12 protein-coding genes are annotated in these 15,228 nt (G+C 64.3%); 3 read left to right on the forward strand and 9 right to left on the reverse strand.

The genetic code is table 11. The annotated features are described in order from the left end of the window. Window positions 1-4 precede the first annotated feature (4 nt). The 9 genes from CT676_RS11465 to CT676_RS11505 form a co-directional block, all read right to left on the reverse strand. A complete protein-coding gene (locus CT676_RS11465) occupies window positions 5-1,288 on the reverse strand; it encodes a glycerate kinase (protein ID WP_135214681.1) in 1,284 nt (427 codons plus the stop codon). Window positions 1,289-1,471: 183 nt separating this feature from the next. Continuing rightward, window positions 1,472-2,701, reverse strand: a complete 1,230-nt coding sequence (locus CT676_RS11470; RefSeq protein ID WP_085403559.1) for an ABC transporter substrate-binding protein — start codon at window positions 2,699-2,701, stop codon at window positions 1,472-1,474. 240 nt (window positions 2,702-2,941) lie between these two features. After that, on the reverse strand, window positions 2,942-4,168 hold the full coding sequence (locus CT676_RS11475) for an ABC transporter substrate-binding protein (RefSeq protein WP_085403582.1): 1,227 nt from the start codon (window positions 4,166-4,168) through the stop codon (window positions 2,942-2,944). Window positions 4,169-4,310: 142 nt separating this feature from the next. Further along, window positions 4,311-5,540 (reverse strand): ABC transporter substrate-binding protein, encoded by a 1,230-nt coding sequence (locus CT676_RS11480; protein WP_071916729.1) that lies wholly within the window; start codon window positions 5,538-5,540, stop codon window positions 4,311-4,313. Between the two features lie 40 nt (window positions 5,541-5,580). After that, window positions 5,581-6,600 carry a branched-chain amino acid ABC transporter permease gene (locus CT676_RS11485; protein ID WP_028151939.1) on the reverse strand — a complete coding sequence of 340 codons (1,020 nt, stop codon included), beginning with the start codon at window positions 6,598-6,600 and terminating at the stop codon, window positions 5,581-5,583. Between the two features lie 2 nt (window positions 6,601-6,602). Next, the gene (locus tag CT676_RS11490) at window positions 6,603-7,481 is read right to left on the reverse strand and encodes a branched-chain amino acid ABC transporter permease (protein ID WP_063980940.1); all 879 of its coding nucleotides are present in this window, start codon (window positions 7,479-7,481) and stop codon (window positions 6,603-6,605) included. Window positions 7,482-7,493: 12 nt separating this feature from the next. Beyond that, window positions 7,494-8,207, reverse strand: coding sequence for an ABC transporter ATP-binding protein (locus CT676_RS11495; RefSeq protein WP_014498266.1), 714 nt, complete (start codon window positions 8,205-8,207; stop codon window positions 7,494-7,496). Beyond that, a complete protein-coding gene (locus CT676_RS11500; RefSeq protein WP_085403560.1) occupies window positions 8,204-9,001 on the reverse strand; it encodes an ABC transporter ATP-binding protein in 798 nt (265 codons plus the stop codon). The genes CT676_RS11495 and CT676_RS11500 overlap by 4 nt, the downstream gene beginning before the upstream one ends. 66 nt (window positions 9,002-9,067) lie before the next feature. Continuing rightward, a complete protein-coding gene (locus CT676_RS11505) occupies window positions 9,068-9,934 on the reverse strand; it encodes an IclR family transcriptional regulator (RefSeq protein WP_085403561.1) in 867 nt (288 codons plus the stop codon). A gap of 130 nt (window positions 9,935-10,064) precedes the next feature. On the opposite strand from CT676_RS11505, the gene CT676_RS11510 reads away from it, so the two are divergent. The 3 genes from CT676_RS11510 (at window position 10,065) to CT676_RS11520 (ending at window position 15,187) form a co-directional block, all read left to right on the forward strand. Beyond that, a complete protein-coding gene (locus CT676_RS11510) occupies window positions 10,065-12,161 on the forward strand; it encodes a 3-hydroxyacyl-CoA dehydrogenase NAD-binding domain-containing protein (protein WP_063980943.1) in 2,097 nt (698 codons plus the stop codon). 159 nt (window positions 12,162-12,320) lie between these two features. Then, on the forward strand, window positions 12,321-14,003 hold the full coding sequence (gene pimA, locus CT676_RS11515) for a dicarboxylate--CoA ligase PimA (RefSeq protein ID WP_085403562.1): 1,683 nt from the start codon (window positions 12,321-12,323) through the stop codon (window positions 14,001-14,003). After that, window positions 14,000-15,187 (forward strand): acetyl-CoA C-acyltransferase, encoded by a 1,188-nt coding sequence (locus CT676_RS11520; protein ID WP_085403563.1) that lies wholly within the window; start codon window positions 14,000-14,002, stop codon window positions 15,185-15,187. The genes pimA and CT676_RS11520 overlap by 4 nt, the downstream gene beginning before the upstream one ends. Window positions 15,188-15,228: the final 41 nt, after the last annotated feature.

A 15,228-nucleotide genomic window follows, 5' to 3' on the forward strand; every position in this document is an offset into this window, starting at 1 on the left:
CGCCTCAATCCACCAAGATCACCCTGATATCGTTCACGTTCGTCAGTGTCGGTCCCGGCATCAGCAAATCGCCGGTTGCCTCGAAGAACGTCGTCGCGTCGTTGTTGTCCAGGTACGCCTGCGGCTGAAGCGCCAGCGCCTTCATCTTGGCGAACGTCGCAGCATCAATCAGCGCGCCCGCGGGATCGGTGGGATGGCCGGCGCCGCCATCGGCGCCGTCGGTGTCGCCGGCGAGAGCGGAAACATCAGGCGTGTCCTTCAACAGGCCGGTGAGCGCCAGCGCGTATTCCTGGTTGGGGCCGCCGCGCCCATTGCCGCGCACGGTAACGGTGAGTTCGCCGCCGGAGAGGATCGCGAGGCGCTTGCCTTGCGCGCGCGCCTGAAGCGCGAGCCTGGCGTGATCGGCTGCGACCTCGCGCGCCTCGCCTTCGAGATCGGCGCCGAGATCGATGGTCTCGTAGCCAGCTTCCTTGGCGAGCTTCACCGCGGCGTCGAGCGATTGCTTGGGCCGCGCGATCAGCTCGAAATGCGCGCGGGCAAAGGCGGTATCGTCAGGCTTAGCGCTTTCGTTGGCGGGATCGTCGAGCGCGCGGCGGACGGCGTCGTCGATGACGAGCTTGTACTTCGCGACGATCGCGCGCGCATCCGCCAGCGTGGTCGGATCGGGCACGGTGGGGCCGGAGGCAATGGCGGACGGATCGTCGTGCGGCACGTCGGAAATCGCGAGCGTCACGATCTCGGCGGCATTCTTGCCGGCGCGCGCCAGCCGGCCGCCCTTGATCCGCGACAAATGTTTCCGGACCGTGTTCATCTCGCCGATCGGCGCGCCCGAGCGGAGCAGCGCCTTGTTGACCGCCTGCTTCTGCGCGAAGCTGATGCCGTCCACCGGCGCGATCCAGTTCGCCGAGCCGCCGCCGGTGAGCAGCACCAGCAGCAGATCGTCGGGCCCGGCCTCGCTCGCGAGCGCGAGCGTATCGGCGGCGCCCTTCAGGCCGGCTTCATCGGGAACGGGATGGCCGGCCTCGACCACGCGGATGCGGCGGGTCGGCACGCCGTAGCCATGGCGCGTGGTGGCGATGCCGACGAGGCGCTCCGGCGCGAGCTTGAGCGTGTCGAGATAATGCCGCTCGGCTGCCGCGGCCATCGCACCCGCGCCCTTGCCGGCGGCGAGGCAGATCACACGCCCTTTCGGCGCGGGCCGCAGATGCGGCGCCAGAATCGTGCTGGGATGGGCGGCGGCAACGGCGGCGTCGTAGAGCGCGCGGAGCAGGGGACGTCGGTCGGTCATGGCGAAGGCCTTCAGCGAACTGAAATGATGGCGACAAAATCGCCGGCTCCCTGCCTACCGCATCAGGCGCCAAAGCGTAAGCGGGCTTTACCATCATTCGATTGTGCAATCGCGTGATCATAATCCGCGCGCAAGCAAAAGCCCCCTGCGATGGCCGCGCAGGGGGCTCTCTGTCGTTTGGGGTTAGCCGCCGACGTCGGCGCTGATCACGTCTCCGAACAGCTCCCACTTCTCGCCCTTGAACTTCTCGAGTTGAAGCTGGCTGATCGGCGCGAAATCGGTCGGCGAGGTGTTGACCTTCACGCCCGGCAGCAGCGCCTCGGTGCGGAAGTCCTTCAGGTTCGCCGCCTGCTTCATGATGTTCTCGCGCGTGAGATTGTCACCGCACTGCTTCAAGACCTGGACCAGTGTCTGCGCCACGGCATAGCCGACGATCGTGCCCTTATCGAGCTTGTCGCCCTCGGGGAAGTATTTGGTCATGAACGCCAGAAACTCCTTCATGCCGGGATCGTTGTTCCACGCGGGATCCGACACGTCCTTGAGATAGTCGGCCGAGATGATGTCCTGGCCGTTCTCGAAGCCGGCCGGCTTCATCACGCTGCCGACGGAGGCCGAGACGTTGTTGAGGAAGTGCAGCGGCTTCCAGCCGATCTCGGAATTCTTCTTGATCGCTTGCGCGGCGAATTTCGGCGTCGTGATGTTCATGAAGACGTCGGCGCCGGTCGACTTCAGCTTGACGATGTGGTTGTCGATGGTCGGCTCGGAGGTCTCGTAGCTCTCTTCGATGATGATCATCGAGGCGGCTTTCGAGCCGAGGCCATCCTTCAGGCCCTTGAGATAGTCCTTGCCGTAATCGTCGTTCTGGAACAGCACGGCGATCTTGGCGTCCGGCTTGTTCTTCAGCAGCCACTTCGCATAGATCTGCGTCTCGCTCTGGTAATTGGGCTGCCAGCCCATCGTCCAGGGGAAGTTCTGCGGATCGTTCCACTTGGTGGCGCCGGTCGCGACGAACAGCTGCGGCACCTTCTTCGAGTTCATGTATTTGTGGATCGCAGAGTTCGGCGGCGTGCCGAGCGAGTTGAAGATGAACAGCACCTCGTCGCTCTCGACCAGCTTGCGAGCCTGCTCCACCGTCTTCGGCGGCGAGTAGGCGTCGTCATAGGAGATGTAATTGATCTTGCGGCCGTTGATGCCGCCCTCGTCGTTGATCTTCTTGAAGTAGGCGGCTTCGGTCCGCCCGATGATGCCGTAGGCGGAGGCCGGTCCGCTGTAGGGCATGATGTTGCCGATCTTGATTTCGGTGTCGGTCGCGCCGGTATCGTATTTCTTCTGGGCCGATGCAGTGGAGGCCGAGGCCGCAATGAGCGCAAGCGCCAGTGACGCAGCCGCAAGTTTGCCGGTGACAGCGGGCATTCCTATCTCCCTATTTTCTTGGTGTGTGTGCGTCCCTTTTCTTGGCTTGATGATTTTTGGCGGCGCGGAGGCAATTCAATACGATTTACCGGGAGCCTTCAACAGAAAGCCCCCGCGGCTGTGTCGCAGGGGCTGCTCCTTTAGTAGTCAAGGACCGGCGCGCGCTCGTGTGCGACTGCGAGACGGCGCCGCTGTCTTGAGTTGATTAACCAGTCGGAGGCGATTTTGAGTTGCGCGGCTTCAGTGGCCGAGCTCGCTCGAGATGATGTCGCCGAACAGCTCCCATTTCCTGCCCTTGAACCGCATCATCTGGAGCTGCTCGATCGGGGCGAAATTATCGGCGGAGGTGTTGATCTTGATGCCGGGCAGCAGCGTGTCGGGCTCGAAATCCTTCAAGGAAGCGGCCTGCTTCATGACGTTCTCATGGGTGAGCTCGTCGCCGCACATCTGCAGCACCTTCACCATGGTCTGGGCCGCGGCATAGCCGAACACCACGCCGGCATCGAGCTTGTTGGCCTTGGGGTCGTACTGCGCGAGGAAGCTATAGAACTTCTTCATGCCGTCATCGGCATTCCATTGCGGGTCGGAGCCGTCCTTGGTGTAGCTCGCCGACAGGATGCCTTGCGAGATCTCCATGCCCGCGGGCTCGAGCACGCCGCCGACCGACGCCGAGACGTTGGAGATGATGTGGACCGGATGCCAGTTGATCTCGGCCGCCTTCTTGATCGCCTGCGCGGCGAATTTCGGCGTGGTGATGCTGAGGAAGACGTCGGCGCCCGAGGCCTTCAGCTTCACGACGTGCTCGTCGATCGCAGGCTCCGACGTGTCGTAGCCGTCTTCGAGCACGATCATCGACGCCTTGGCCCCTAAGCCGTCCTTCAGCCCTCTCAGATAGTCCTTGCCGAAATCGTCGTTCTGGTAGAGCACGCCGATCTTCGCGTCCGGCTTCTCCTTCATGATGTATTTGGCGTAGATGCGCGCCTCGCTGGCGTAGCTCGGCTGCCAGCCCATGGTCCACGGATATTGCTTCGGATCGTTCCACTTGGAGGCGCCGCTCGCCACGAACAGCTGCGGCACCTTCTTCTCGTTCATGTATTTGCGGATGGCGCCGTTGGTGGAGGTGCCGAGCGAGCCGAAGATCAGCAGCACGCCGTCGCTCTCGACCAGCCTGCGCGCCTGCTCCACCGTCTTCGGCGGCGAATAGCCGTCGTCGTAGGAGATGAACTTGATCTTGCGGCCGTTGATGCCACCCTCGGCATTGATCTTGTTGAAATAGGCTTCCTCGGCCTTGCCGATCGCGGCATAGGCGGAGGCCGGCCCGCTATAGGGCATGATGTTGCCGATCTTGATCTCGGTATCGGAAGCGCCGCTGTCGTATTTCTTTTGCGCCAGTGCCGGGCTGCTCACCGCAGTGCACAACGCGAGCGCGGCCGAAACGGCCGCAACCTGAAATCGAACGACAGTCATCTTTCTCCACCCGGAATGGATCGGCGCCGCATTGAACAAGATTGACGCCTGACGTCAACAAAAAGCCCCCGCGGTCGCCCGCGGGGGCTTTGTCAGATTTGACTAGACTTGAACTGACCAGACTTGGACTATTGCGTCAGCGTCACTCGGAGGCGACGTCGCCGCTGATGATCTCGCCGAACAGTTCCCACTTCTCGCCCTTGAAGCGCTGCATCTGGAGCTGCGAAATCGGGGCGAAGTCGGTGGCGCTGGTGTTGATCTTGACGCCGGGCAGCAGCGTGTCCGGTGCAAAATCCTTCAAGGAAGCGGCCTGCTTCATCAGGTTGGCGCGGGTGAGGTCGTCACCGCACATCTCCAGCGTCTTGACCAGGGTCGACGCCGCGCCGTAGCCGTAGACCATGCCGGTGTCGGTCTTGTCGGCGCCGGGCATGTACTTGTCGACGAACTCGTTCCACTTCTTCATGCCGGGATCGTTGTTCCACTGCGGGTCGGTGGAATCCTTGGCATAGGCCGCCGACAGCACGTCCTGCGAGGCCTCGAAGCCGGCCGGCTTCATCACGCTGCCGACCGAGATCGACACGTTGGTGAGGATCTGGAGCGGCTTCCAGCTGAGCTCGGCGGTCTTCTTGATGGTCTGGGCCGCGAACTTCGGCGTCGCGTAGATCAGCAGCACGTCGGGATTGGCGGCCTTGATCTTGACGATGTGGCCGTCGATCGACGGCTCGGAGATCTCGTAGCTCTCTTCCATGATGATCATGGACGCGCCCTTGGCGCCGAGACCGTCCTTGGTGCCCTTGAGGTAGTCTTTGCCGAAATCGTCGTTCTGGTAGAGGATCGCGACCTTGGCGTTCGGCTTTTCCTTCATCAGCCATTTCGCGTAGATCTGCGCTTCGCTCTGGTAGGAGGGCTGCCAGCCGATGGTCCAGGGGAAGTTCTTCGCGTCGTTCCACTTGGTGGCGCCGGTGGCGACGAACAGCTGCGGGATCTTCTTGGCGTTCAGGTACTTCTGGATCGCCGTGTTCGAGGGCGTGCCGAGCGGATTGTACACGGCCAGCACTTCGTCGCTCTCGACCAGCTTGCGGACCTGCTCGACGGCCTTCGGCGGCGAATAGGCGTCGTCATAGGTGACGAAGTTGATCTTGCGGCCGTTGATGCCGCCTTTGTCGTTGATCATCTTGAAATAGGCTTCTTCGGTCTTGCCGATGATGCCATAGGCCGACGCCGGACCGCTGTACGGCATGATGTTGCCGATCTTGATCTCGGTATCGGACGCGCCGGTGTCGTATTTCTTCTGGGCAAGTGCTGCGCCGGAGGTGAGGGTCGCGACCGCCGTTACGAGTGCGGTGGTTCGCAGTATTCTTCCGAAAAGCAATTGGGTCTCCTTGGTTAAAACAACAGTCTGGATGGACGTTTCAGTTCTTCCTGAGCCGACCGGCGAGTTGCTGGCCCAGGATCGCGACTTGCCTTGCGCCATGCGGCACGAGGTAGATGACGAGGAACAGGAGCACGCCGAACACCGCGCCGGAGAGGCCCTTGGAGATGCCCTCCGCGATGTTCGGCACGAAGATGATGAAGGCAGCGCCGACGATCGAGCCGGGCAGCCAGCCGACGCCGCCGACGACCATGCCGAGGAACAGCGAGATCGCGAGCGTGATGGTGTAGCTGTCGGGCGCGACGAATTGCACCGCGATGGCGCCGAGCGAGCCGGCGATGCCGGTGATGGCGGCGGAGACGCCGAAGGCCAGCGTCTTGTACAGCGCGACGTCGACGCCCATCGCGGAGGCCGCGATCTCGTTGTCGCGGATCGCCATGAAGGCGCGGCCCGAGCGGGAACGCAGCAGGTTCACCGAGAAGATGTAGATCGCAATCACGACCACGAGCGTGAAGTAATACAGCCACATGTCCTGCGACATCGGCAGCCCGAACGGCGCGTCCGGCTTGGTGACGACGAGGCCCTGCACGCCGCCGGTCCAGTGCTCGAGGAAGTTCAGCTTGAGGAGCTGCGGCATGGCGGTGGCGAGCGCGAAGGTCGCAAGCGCGAGGTAGACGCCGGAGAGCCGCAGCGCCGGCTGCCCGAACAGGAAGCCGAAGCCGAAACAGACGACGCCGGCGATCGGCAGCGTCAGCGCGTAATTGACGTTGAAGTGCTCCATCAGCACCGCTGTCGTATAGGCACCGACCGCGTAGAACGCGCTCTGGCCGAGCGAGAATTGGCCGCTTCCGCCGGTCAGGATGTTCAGCGCCAGCACCGCGAGCCCGTAGATCAGGAGCATCGTCATCTGGAAGATGATGAAGTTCTTGACGAAAACGGGTGCGATCAGCAGTGCCGCGAGCACCACCAGCGAGGTGCCGGTGCCCAGCGTCATGGCCCGCTTCGGAACAGCCTCGACCGCCTCGTGGCCTTCTGCAACGACTTCTTCTGCAGCGCTCATGATCAAACTCGCTTGACGATGTGCCGGCCGAACAGGCCAGCGGGTTTGACGACCAGGACGGAGATGATCAGCGCGAGCGCGATCGGGAGCTTCAGCTCATTGCCGACGCCGGGGATGTAGGTGCCGGCGAGGTTCTCGAAGATCCCGACCAGGAAGCCGCCGACCACGGCGCCGAACGGGCTGGTGAGACCGCCGAGCACCGCGGCGGCAAAGCCGTAGATCAGCACGCCGCCCATCATGTTGGGCTCGAGGAACACGACAGGGGCGATCAGCATGCCGGCGATTGCGCCGATCGCGGTCGCCATGCCCCAGCCGAGCGCGATCATCCAGGACGTGTTGATGCCGACGAGGCGGGCCGATTCAGGCACCGAGGCGGCCGCGCGCATGGCCAGGCCGATGCGCGTGTACTGGAAGAAGAAGTAGAGGCCGAGCAGCAGCAGCACCGTGACGCCGATCATGCCGGCCTGGTGGGTCGAGATCAGCTGGCTTCCCAGGAACGGCGCGGAGCCGAACGGGGTCGGGTATTGCTTGATGGTGAAGTCCCAGATCAGGCCGGCCGAGGAGTTGATGATCGCAAACAGGGCGATGAAGCCGGCGACGTTGGTCAGCACCGGCGCTTTCGCCAGCGGCTTGAACAGGATGCGCTCGATCGCGATACCGGCGACGAAGGAGAGCGCCAGCGTGAGGATGAAGGCGGCCCAGTAAGGCACGCCCCACTGCATCAGCTGCCAGGAGATGAAGGTCGAGAACATCGCCATCTCGCCCTGCGCGAAGTTGAGATGGTCGATCGCCTGGTAGATCATGACCACGGCGAGCGCCATGCAGGCGTAGATCGCGCCCGTGGCGATGCCGGCCAGCACTTGGTTGGTGAACAGCTCCATCGTGCCGGCTCCTCAGTAACCCAGATAGGATTTGCGGATTTCTTCGTTGTTCGCGATGTCCTTGGCATTGCCCGACATCACGATGCGTCCGGTCTCGATCACATAGGCCTGGTCGGCGAGCTCGAGCGCGAGCTGGGCGTTCTGCTCGACCACCAGGATCGACACCTTGTCCTCGCGATTGATCTTGCCGAGGATGCCGAACAGGTCGCGCACGACCAGCGGCGCCAGTCCGAAGGACGGCTCGTCGAGTAGCATCAGGCGCGGCCGCAGCATCAGCGCACGGGCGACCGCGAGCATCTGCTGCTCGCCGCCCGAGAGCGTGCCGGCCTGCTGGGTGTGGCGCTGCTTGAGCACCGGGAAATGCGCGTACATGCGCTCGATGTCGGAAACGATGCCGGCGCTGTCCTTGCGGGTGATGGCCCCGAGCTGGAGGTTCTCCTCGACCGTCATGGTCGTGAAGGTGCCGCGGCCCTGCGGCACGTGGGCGATGCCGAACCGCACGATGCTCTCGGTGGAGCGGTTGCTGAGCGGCTTGCCTTCGAACTCGATCGCGCCGGTGGAACGCACCATGTTGCAGATCGCGCGCAGGGTGGTGGTCTTGCCGGCGCCATTGGCGCCGAGCAGCGTCGTCAACGATCCCTCGTTGAGCGAGAAGGACAGGCCATGGAGCGCCTGGACCTGGCCGTAATAGGCGCGCAGGTCCTTGACGTTGAGCAGCGTCGTCATTGGTCCTTGCTCCCGAGATAGGCCTTGATGACGTCGGGGTCCGCCTGCACCTGGGCCGGCGTGCCTTCCGCGAGCTTCTTGCCGAAATTCAGCGCGACGACGTGGTCGGCGATCGACATCACGAGGCCCATGTGGTGCTCGACCAGCAGCACGGTCATGTGGCGGTCGTCGCGGATGCGGCGGATGAGGTCGCCGAGCAGATAGACTTCCTCGTGGTTGAGGCCGCCGGCCGGCTCGTCGAGCAGCAGGATCTTCGGGTCTGCCGCGAGCGCGCGCGCCAGCTCGACGCGTTTCTGCGTGCCGAAGGGCAGGCCGGACACGATGGTGTGGGCGACGTCCTCGAGCTTGAGATAGGCGAGGATCTCCTGCACCTTCTTGTTGACCTCGGTCTCGCTGCGCCGGACCCAGGCGAGCCGAAGCGAGTCGCTGATGATGTCGCTGGAGGTCTTCGAATGGGCGCCGACGCGGACGTTGTCCATCACCGAGAGGTTCGGAAACAGCGCCACGTTCTGGAAGGTGCGGCCGATGCCGATCTCGGCGATCCGGTGCGGAGGCCGCGACAGGATGCTCGCGCCTTCCATCAGGATGTCGCCCGACGACGGCTGATAGAGCCGCGAGAGGCAGTTGAAGAGCGTGGTCTTGCCGGCGCCGTTGGGGCCGATCAATCCGAGGATCTGGCCCTTGTGCATGTCAAAGGACACGCCGTTGAGCGCAATGATGCCGCCGAACACGACGCTGACGTCGCGAACCGCGAGCAGGGGCGATGTCCCCCGCGCGAGCTGTGCCTGCGTCATCTCGTCTCGCCCACATACGTCAGTGGGCGAAGGGGCGATGCGAACCGCTCCCGGTGATGACAAAGGCTATCTGAACCCCTCGGCCACACGCGCAACTTTTCCTCCTGATTTCAGCTTTTTGCTGACTTCTTTTTTGGATTGCGGCATCAGTCCCCCGAGTGCCGCTTCAATGTTCCTTACCATCGCCAGCAGACGCGGTCCAATGTCGTTGATCAAACGCTCTTCCGTGAAGCGGAATGCGGGCGCGCCGCAATTGAATGCGTAAGGTCCGGTTCCGTCGTTGAGCTTGAGCGCGACGCCGGCGGCGCCGATGTCGTCGTGCCAGTCGCCGACGGACATCGCGAAACCGTATTTCGCAACGGTCTCGCCTGAACGTTCCAGTCCGTCGCGCATCTTCGGCCAGCGGCTGCCGTAATGTTCGCGCAGGATGCGGGACACCTCGGCGCGACCTTCTTCGTCGAGCGCCCAGAAATAGGCACGGCCCATCGCGCTGGTTGCAATCGGCACGCGGGAGCCGACGTCAAGTTGAACGCCGACCGTCTCGCTGCCGCGACTTTGCCCGAAATAGATCATGCTGTGACGGTCGCGGCCGCCGATTGCGACGGCGCCGCCGGTCGCGCGCATCAATTCCTCGCGAAATGGCTCGGACAAATGCCGAACGCCGAGATTGGATAACGCCGCATAACCGAGCGCCATCGCGGCGGGCGCGAGCTGATACTTCTCGAAACGGGGAACCGGTGTCAGATAACCGAGCTTCGTCAACGTGTAGGTCAGGCGCGAAACGGTCGGCTTGGGCAGGTTCGTCCGCGCGGCGATCTCCTGGTTGCCGAGAAGTCCGTCGCTGGGTTGGAATGCGCGCAATACATCTAGTCCGCGGGAAAGCGCGACGACGAAATTCCGATCGATCGCAGTCTTCTTGCCTGTACGCTTCATCCCTGATCTGCTTCTTGCGCGGAGTCGTTGACAACGTCCGTGCTTCAAAATAACCCTGCCGTCAAGATGCGGAATTAAATTCCGCACCGCGAAATCGAACAAAAGTAAATCCCCACCAAGGAGGGAAGCCGTGAGCGAAGTGGTCAAGCTTGAGCGTCATGACGAAGTCGGGATCGTCACGGTCAACAGTCCTCCGGTCAATGCGCTGAGTGCCGCAGTGCGCGGCGGCATTCTCGAATGCATCAAGGCCGCGATCGCCGATCCCGCGATCAAGGGCATCGTCCTGACCTGCGCCGGCCGCACCTTTATCGCCGGCGCCGACATCACCGAATTCGGCAAGCCGCCGAAGCCGCCCGCCCTCAACGACGTCCTGGCCGAGATCGAGAACTCGCCCAAGCCGGTCGTCGCCGCGATCCACGGCACCGCGCTCGGCGGCGGCCTCGAGGTCGCGCTGGCCTGTCATTTCCGCGTGGCCGTGAAGGAAGCCAAGCTCGGCCTGCCCGAGGTGAAGCTCGGCCTGCTGCCGGGCGCCGGCGGCACCCAGCGTCTGCCGCGCGCGGTCGGGCCGGAACTCGCGGTCAAGATGATCGTCGGCGGTGATCCGATCGGTGCTGCCGAAGCGCTCAAGAATGGCCTGATCGAGGAGATCGTCGAAGGTCCGGCCTCCGGCGGCGAAGCCTTCGTGCGCAAGCTGCTCGCCGAGAAGCGTCCGCTGCGGCGCCTGCGCGACGACGATTCCAAGCTCGCCGCGGCCAAGGCCGACCGCTCGATCTTCACCAATGCGGTCGCCGCCATGACCAAGAAGTCGCGCGGCCTGGAAGCGCCGTTCGCCGCCGCCGACGCCGTCGGCTACGCCATCGACCTGCCGTTCGACGAGGGGCTGAAGAAGGAGCGCGAGGGCTTCCTCAAGCTCGTCTCCAGCGACCAGTCCAAGGCGCAGCGTTATGCCTTCTTCGCCGAGCGCGAGGCCAGCAAGATCGCCGGCGTCCCTGAAGGCACCAAGTCGCGGCCCGTGAACCGCGTCGCCATCCTCGGTGCCGGCACCATGGGCGGCGGCATCGCGATGTCCTTTGCCAATGCCGGCGTGCCAGTCACCCTGATCGAGACCGGCGAGGAGCAGCTCAAGCGCGGCATGGGCATCATGCAGAAGAACTGGGAAGCGACCGCCGCGCGCGGCGGCATCCCGGCCGACGCGCCCGCCAAGCGCATGGCGCTGATCAACGGCGTTGTCGGCATCGAGAACGTCGGCGATGCTGACCTGGTGATCGAGGCCGTGTTCGAGACCATGGCGGTGAAGAAGGAAGTGTTCGGCAAGCTCGACCAATACGTCAAGCCCGGTGCCGTACTCGCCTCCAACACCTCCTACCTCAACATCGACGAGATCGCGAAGTCGACCAAGCGGCCGCAGGACGTTCTCGGCATGCACTTCTTCTCGCCCGCCAACGTCATGAAGCTGTGCGAGATCGTGCGCGCCGACAAGACCGCGCCGGATGCGCTGGTCACCGCCGTGACCATCGCGCGCAAGATCGCGAAGGTGCCGGCCGTGGTCGGCGTCTGCGACGGCTTCGTCGGCAACCGCATGCTGGCGCAGCGTGGCAAGCAATCGGAGAAGCTGCTGTTCGAAGGTGCCTTGCCGCAGCAGGTCGATGCCGTGGTTACCAAATTCGGCATGCCGATGGGGCCGTTCGCGATGGGCGACCTCGCCGGCCTCGACATCGGCTGGCGCTCGCGCAAGGACCGCGGCATCAAGTCGGAGATCGCGGACGCACTCTGCGAAGCCGGCCGCTTCGGCCAGAAGACCGGCAAGGGCTACTACAAGTATGAAGCAGGAAGTCGCTCCGCGCTGCCCGATCCGGAGGTCGAAAAGCTGATCGACGAGACGCTGCTCCGTCTCGGCCGCAAGAAGCGCGTCGTCAGCGACGAGGAGATCCTCGAGCGTATGATGTACCCGATGATCAACGAGGGCGCGAAGATCCTCGAAGAGGGCATCGCGGCGCGTCCTTCCGACATCGACGTGGTCTGGCTCTACGGCTACGGTTGGCCGATCTACCGCGGCGGCCCGATGTTCTGGGCCGACACCGTCGGCCTCAAGCACATCGCTGATCGTCTCTCCTTCTACGCCAAGGAGACCAACGACCCGAGCCTCGAGCCCGCGCCCTTGCTGAAGAAGCTCGCGGCCGAAGGCAAGACGTTCGCGTCGCTGGCCGCGGCGTCGAAGGCGGCGTGATGGCCGCTTCATCTCAACCCTCGTCATTCCGGGATGCGCCGCAAGGCGCAGGCCCGGAATCCATAACCCCAGCTGGTGGTTATGGATTCCGGGCTCGCGACTTTGTCGCGCCCCGGAATGACGGTCTCTGTTAGTTGCTCGCTCAACCAATCAAGAATAATGACCCATCCCGGCGAACAGTTTTATCCCGAGGGCGTGCGTTGGGACGACACCATCGTCCAGGGCTCGCTGCCTGACCTCTTGTCGAACGCCGCCGCCGACTTCGGCCCGCGGACCGCGCTGGAATTCCGCGATCGTCCGATCAGCTATACCGAGCTCGCCGCCATGGCCGAGCGCGCGGCAGCGGCGTTCCTGCGTGCCGGCTGCGGCAAGAACAGCTCCGTGGCGCTGTTCCTCGGCAATACGCCGGACCATCCGGTCAATTTCTTCGGCGCGCTCAAGGCCGGTGCCCGCGTCGCGCATCTCTCCCCGCTCGACGGCGAGATCGCTCTGACGCACAAGGTCTCGGATTCCGGCTCGCGCCTGCTCGTCACCTCCAACCTCGCGGCGCTGCTGCCGACCGCGCTGAAGTTCTTGGAGAAGGGCCTGATCGATCGCCTCGTCGTCTGCGAGGACGACGATTGGGGCAAGGTCGGCACGCCGCAGGCGCCGATCCCCGATGATCCCCGCGTCGTCACCTTCAAGAGCTTCGTCGAGGGCGCGACCGCGCCGGCTGAGTGGCCGTCCGTAACGGCCGACGACGTCGCGCTGCTGCAATATACCGGCGGCACCACCGGCCTGCCCAAGGGCGCGATGCTCACCCACGGCAATCTCACCTCCGCGGTGTCGATCTACGATGTCTGGGGCAAGCCGTCGCGTGCGGCGCGCGGCGACGTCGTCGAGCGCGTGATCTGCGTGCTGCCGCTGTTCCACATCTATGCGCTCACCGTCGTGCTGCTGTCCTCGCTCAGCCGTGGCAATCTGATCTCGCTCCACCAGCGCTTCGATGTCGAGGCGGTGATGCGCGACATCGAAATCAAGCGCGCGACGTACTTCCCGGGCGTGCCGACGATGTGGATCGCGATCGCGGCACTGCCCGATCTCGATAAGCGCGACTTCTCCTCGCTCGCCGTCATCGGCTCCGGCGGCGCGCCGCTGCCGGTGGAGATCGCGAACTTCTTCGAGCGCAAGGTCGGCAAGAAGCTGCGCAGCGGCTGGGGCATGACCGAGACCTGCTCGCCCGGCACCGGCCACCCGCCGACGGGACCGGACAAGCCGGGGTCGATCGGCCTGATGCTGCCCGGCATCGAGATGGACGTGGTCTCGCTGGATGATCCGACAAAAGTTCTGCCGCCGGGCGAAGTCGGCGAGATCCGCATCAAGGGCCCGAACGTCACCAAGGGCTACTGGAACAAGGCGAAGGAGTCCGCGGAGTCGTTTTCAGACGGCCGCTTCCTCACCGGCGACATCGGCTATGTCGACACCGACGGCTACTTCTTCCTGGTGGACCGCAAGAAGGACATGATCATCTCCGGCGGCTTCAACGTCTATCCGCAGATGATCGAGCAGGCGATCTACACCATTCCAGGCGTGCACGAGGTGATCGTGCTCGGCATTCCCGACCAGTATCGCGGCGAGGCCGCCAAGGCTTTCATCAAGCTCAAGCCGGACGCCAAGCCGTTTTCGCTCGACGAGCTGCGCGCGCAACTCGCCGGCAAGGTCGGCAAGCACGAACTGCCGGCAGCGGTCGAGTTCGTCGACGATCTGCCGCGCACGCCGGTCGGAAAATTGTCGCGCCACGAATTGCGCCAGCAGCAGAAACCATCACAATCCACCCAACACCCATCAGGAGGTCGCTCTTGACCGACGCCGTCATCGTTTCCACCGCCCGCACCCCGATCGGCAAGGCCTATCGCGGCATGCTCAACGCCACCGAGGGCGCAACGCTGCTCGGCCACGCCATCGGCGAGGCCGTCGCCCGCGCCAAGGTCGATCTAAAGGAGGTCGAGGACGTCGTGATGGGCGCGGCGCTGCAGCAGGGCGCGACCGGCGGCAACATCGCGCGCAAGGCGCTGCTCCGCGCAGGTCTCCCCGTGACCGTCGCCGGCACCACCATCGACCGGCAATGCGCCTCGGGCCTCCAGGCGATCGCGCTCGCCGCGCGCTCGGTGATCTTCGACGGCGTCGAGATCGCTGTCGGCGGTGGCGGCGAGTCGATCAGCCTCGTGCAGAACGACAAGATGAACGGCTTCCATGCCCAGGACCCGGCGCTGCTCAAGATCAAGGGCGAGGTCTACATGCCCATGATCGACACCGCCGAAGTCGTCGCCAAGCGCTACGGCATCTCGCGCGAGAAGCAGGATGAATATTCGCTGGAGAGCCAGCGCCGCACCGCCGCGGCCCAGCAGGGCGGCAAGTTCAAGGACGAGCTCGCGCCGATCACGACGCAGATGGCGGTCACCGACAAGGCGACCGGCGCCGTCTCGTTCAAGGAGGTGACCTTGTCGCAGGACGAAGGCCCGCGCCCCGAGACCACGGCTGAAGGCCTTGCCGGCCTCAAGCCGGTGCGCGGCGAAGGCTTTTCGATCACCGCCGGCAATGCCAGCCAGCTCTCCGACGGCGCCAGCGCCTCCGTCATCATGAGCGACAAGGAAGCCTCAAAGCGCGGCCTCAAGCCGCTCGGCATCTTCCGCGGCTTCGTCTCCGCCGGCTGCGAGCCGGACGAGATGGGCATCGGCCCGGTCTTCGCCGTGCCGCGCCTGCTCAAGCGCCACGGCCTCACCGTCGACGACATCGGCCTCTGGGAGCTGAACGAAGCCTTCGCGGTGCAGGTGCTGTATTGCCGCGACAAGCTCGGCATCGACCCCGAGAAGATCAACGTCGACGGCGGCGCGATCTCGGTCGGCCATCCCTACGGCATGTCGGGCGCGCGCCTGACCGGTCACGCCCTGATCGAGGGCCGCCGCCGCAAGGCGAAGTATGCGGTCGTCACCATGTGCGTCGGCGGCGGCATGGGCGCGGCCGGGCTGTTCGAGGTGTTGCAGTAATTTCACCGTCGTCCTGACGACGACGAAACAAAGAAGGTCAC

The organism is Bradyrhizobium sp. MOS001 (assembly GCF_004634465.1).
GTDB lineage: Bacteria > Pseudomonadota > Alphaproteobacteria > Rhizobiales > Xanthobacteraceae > Bradyrhizobium > Bradyrhizobium barranii.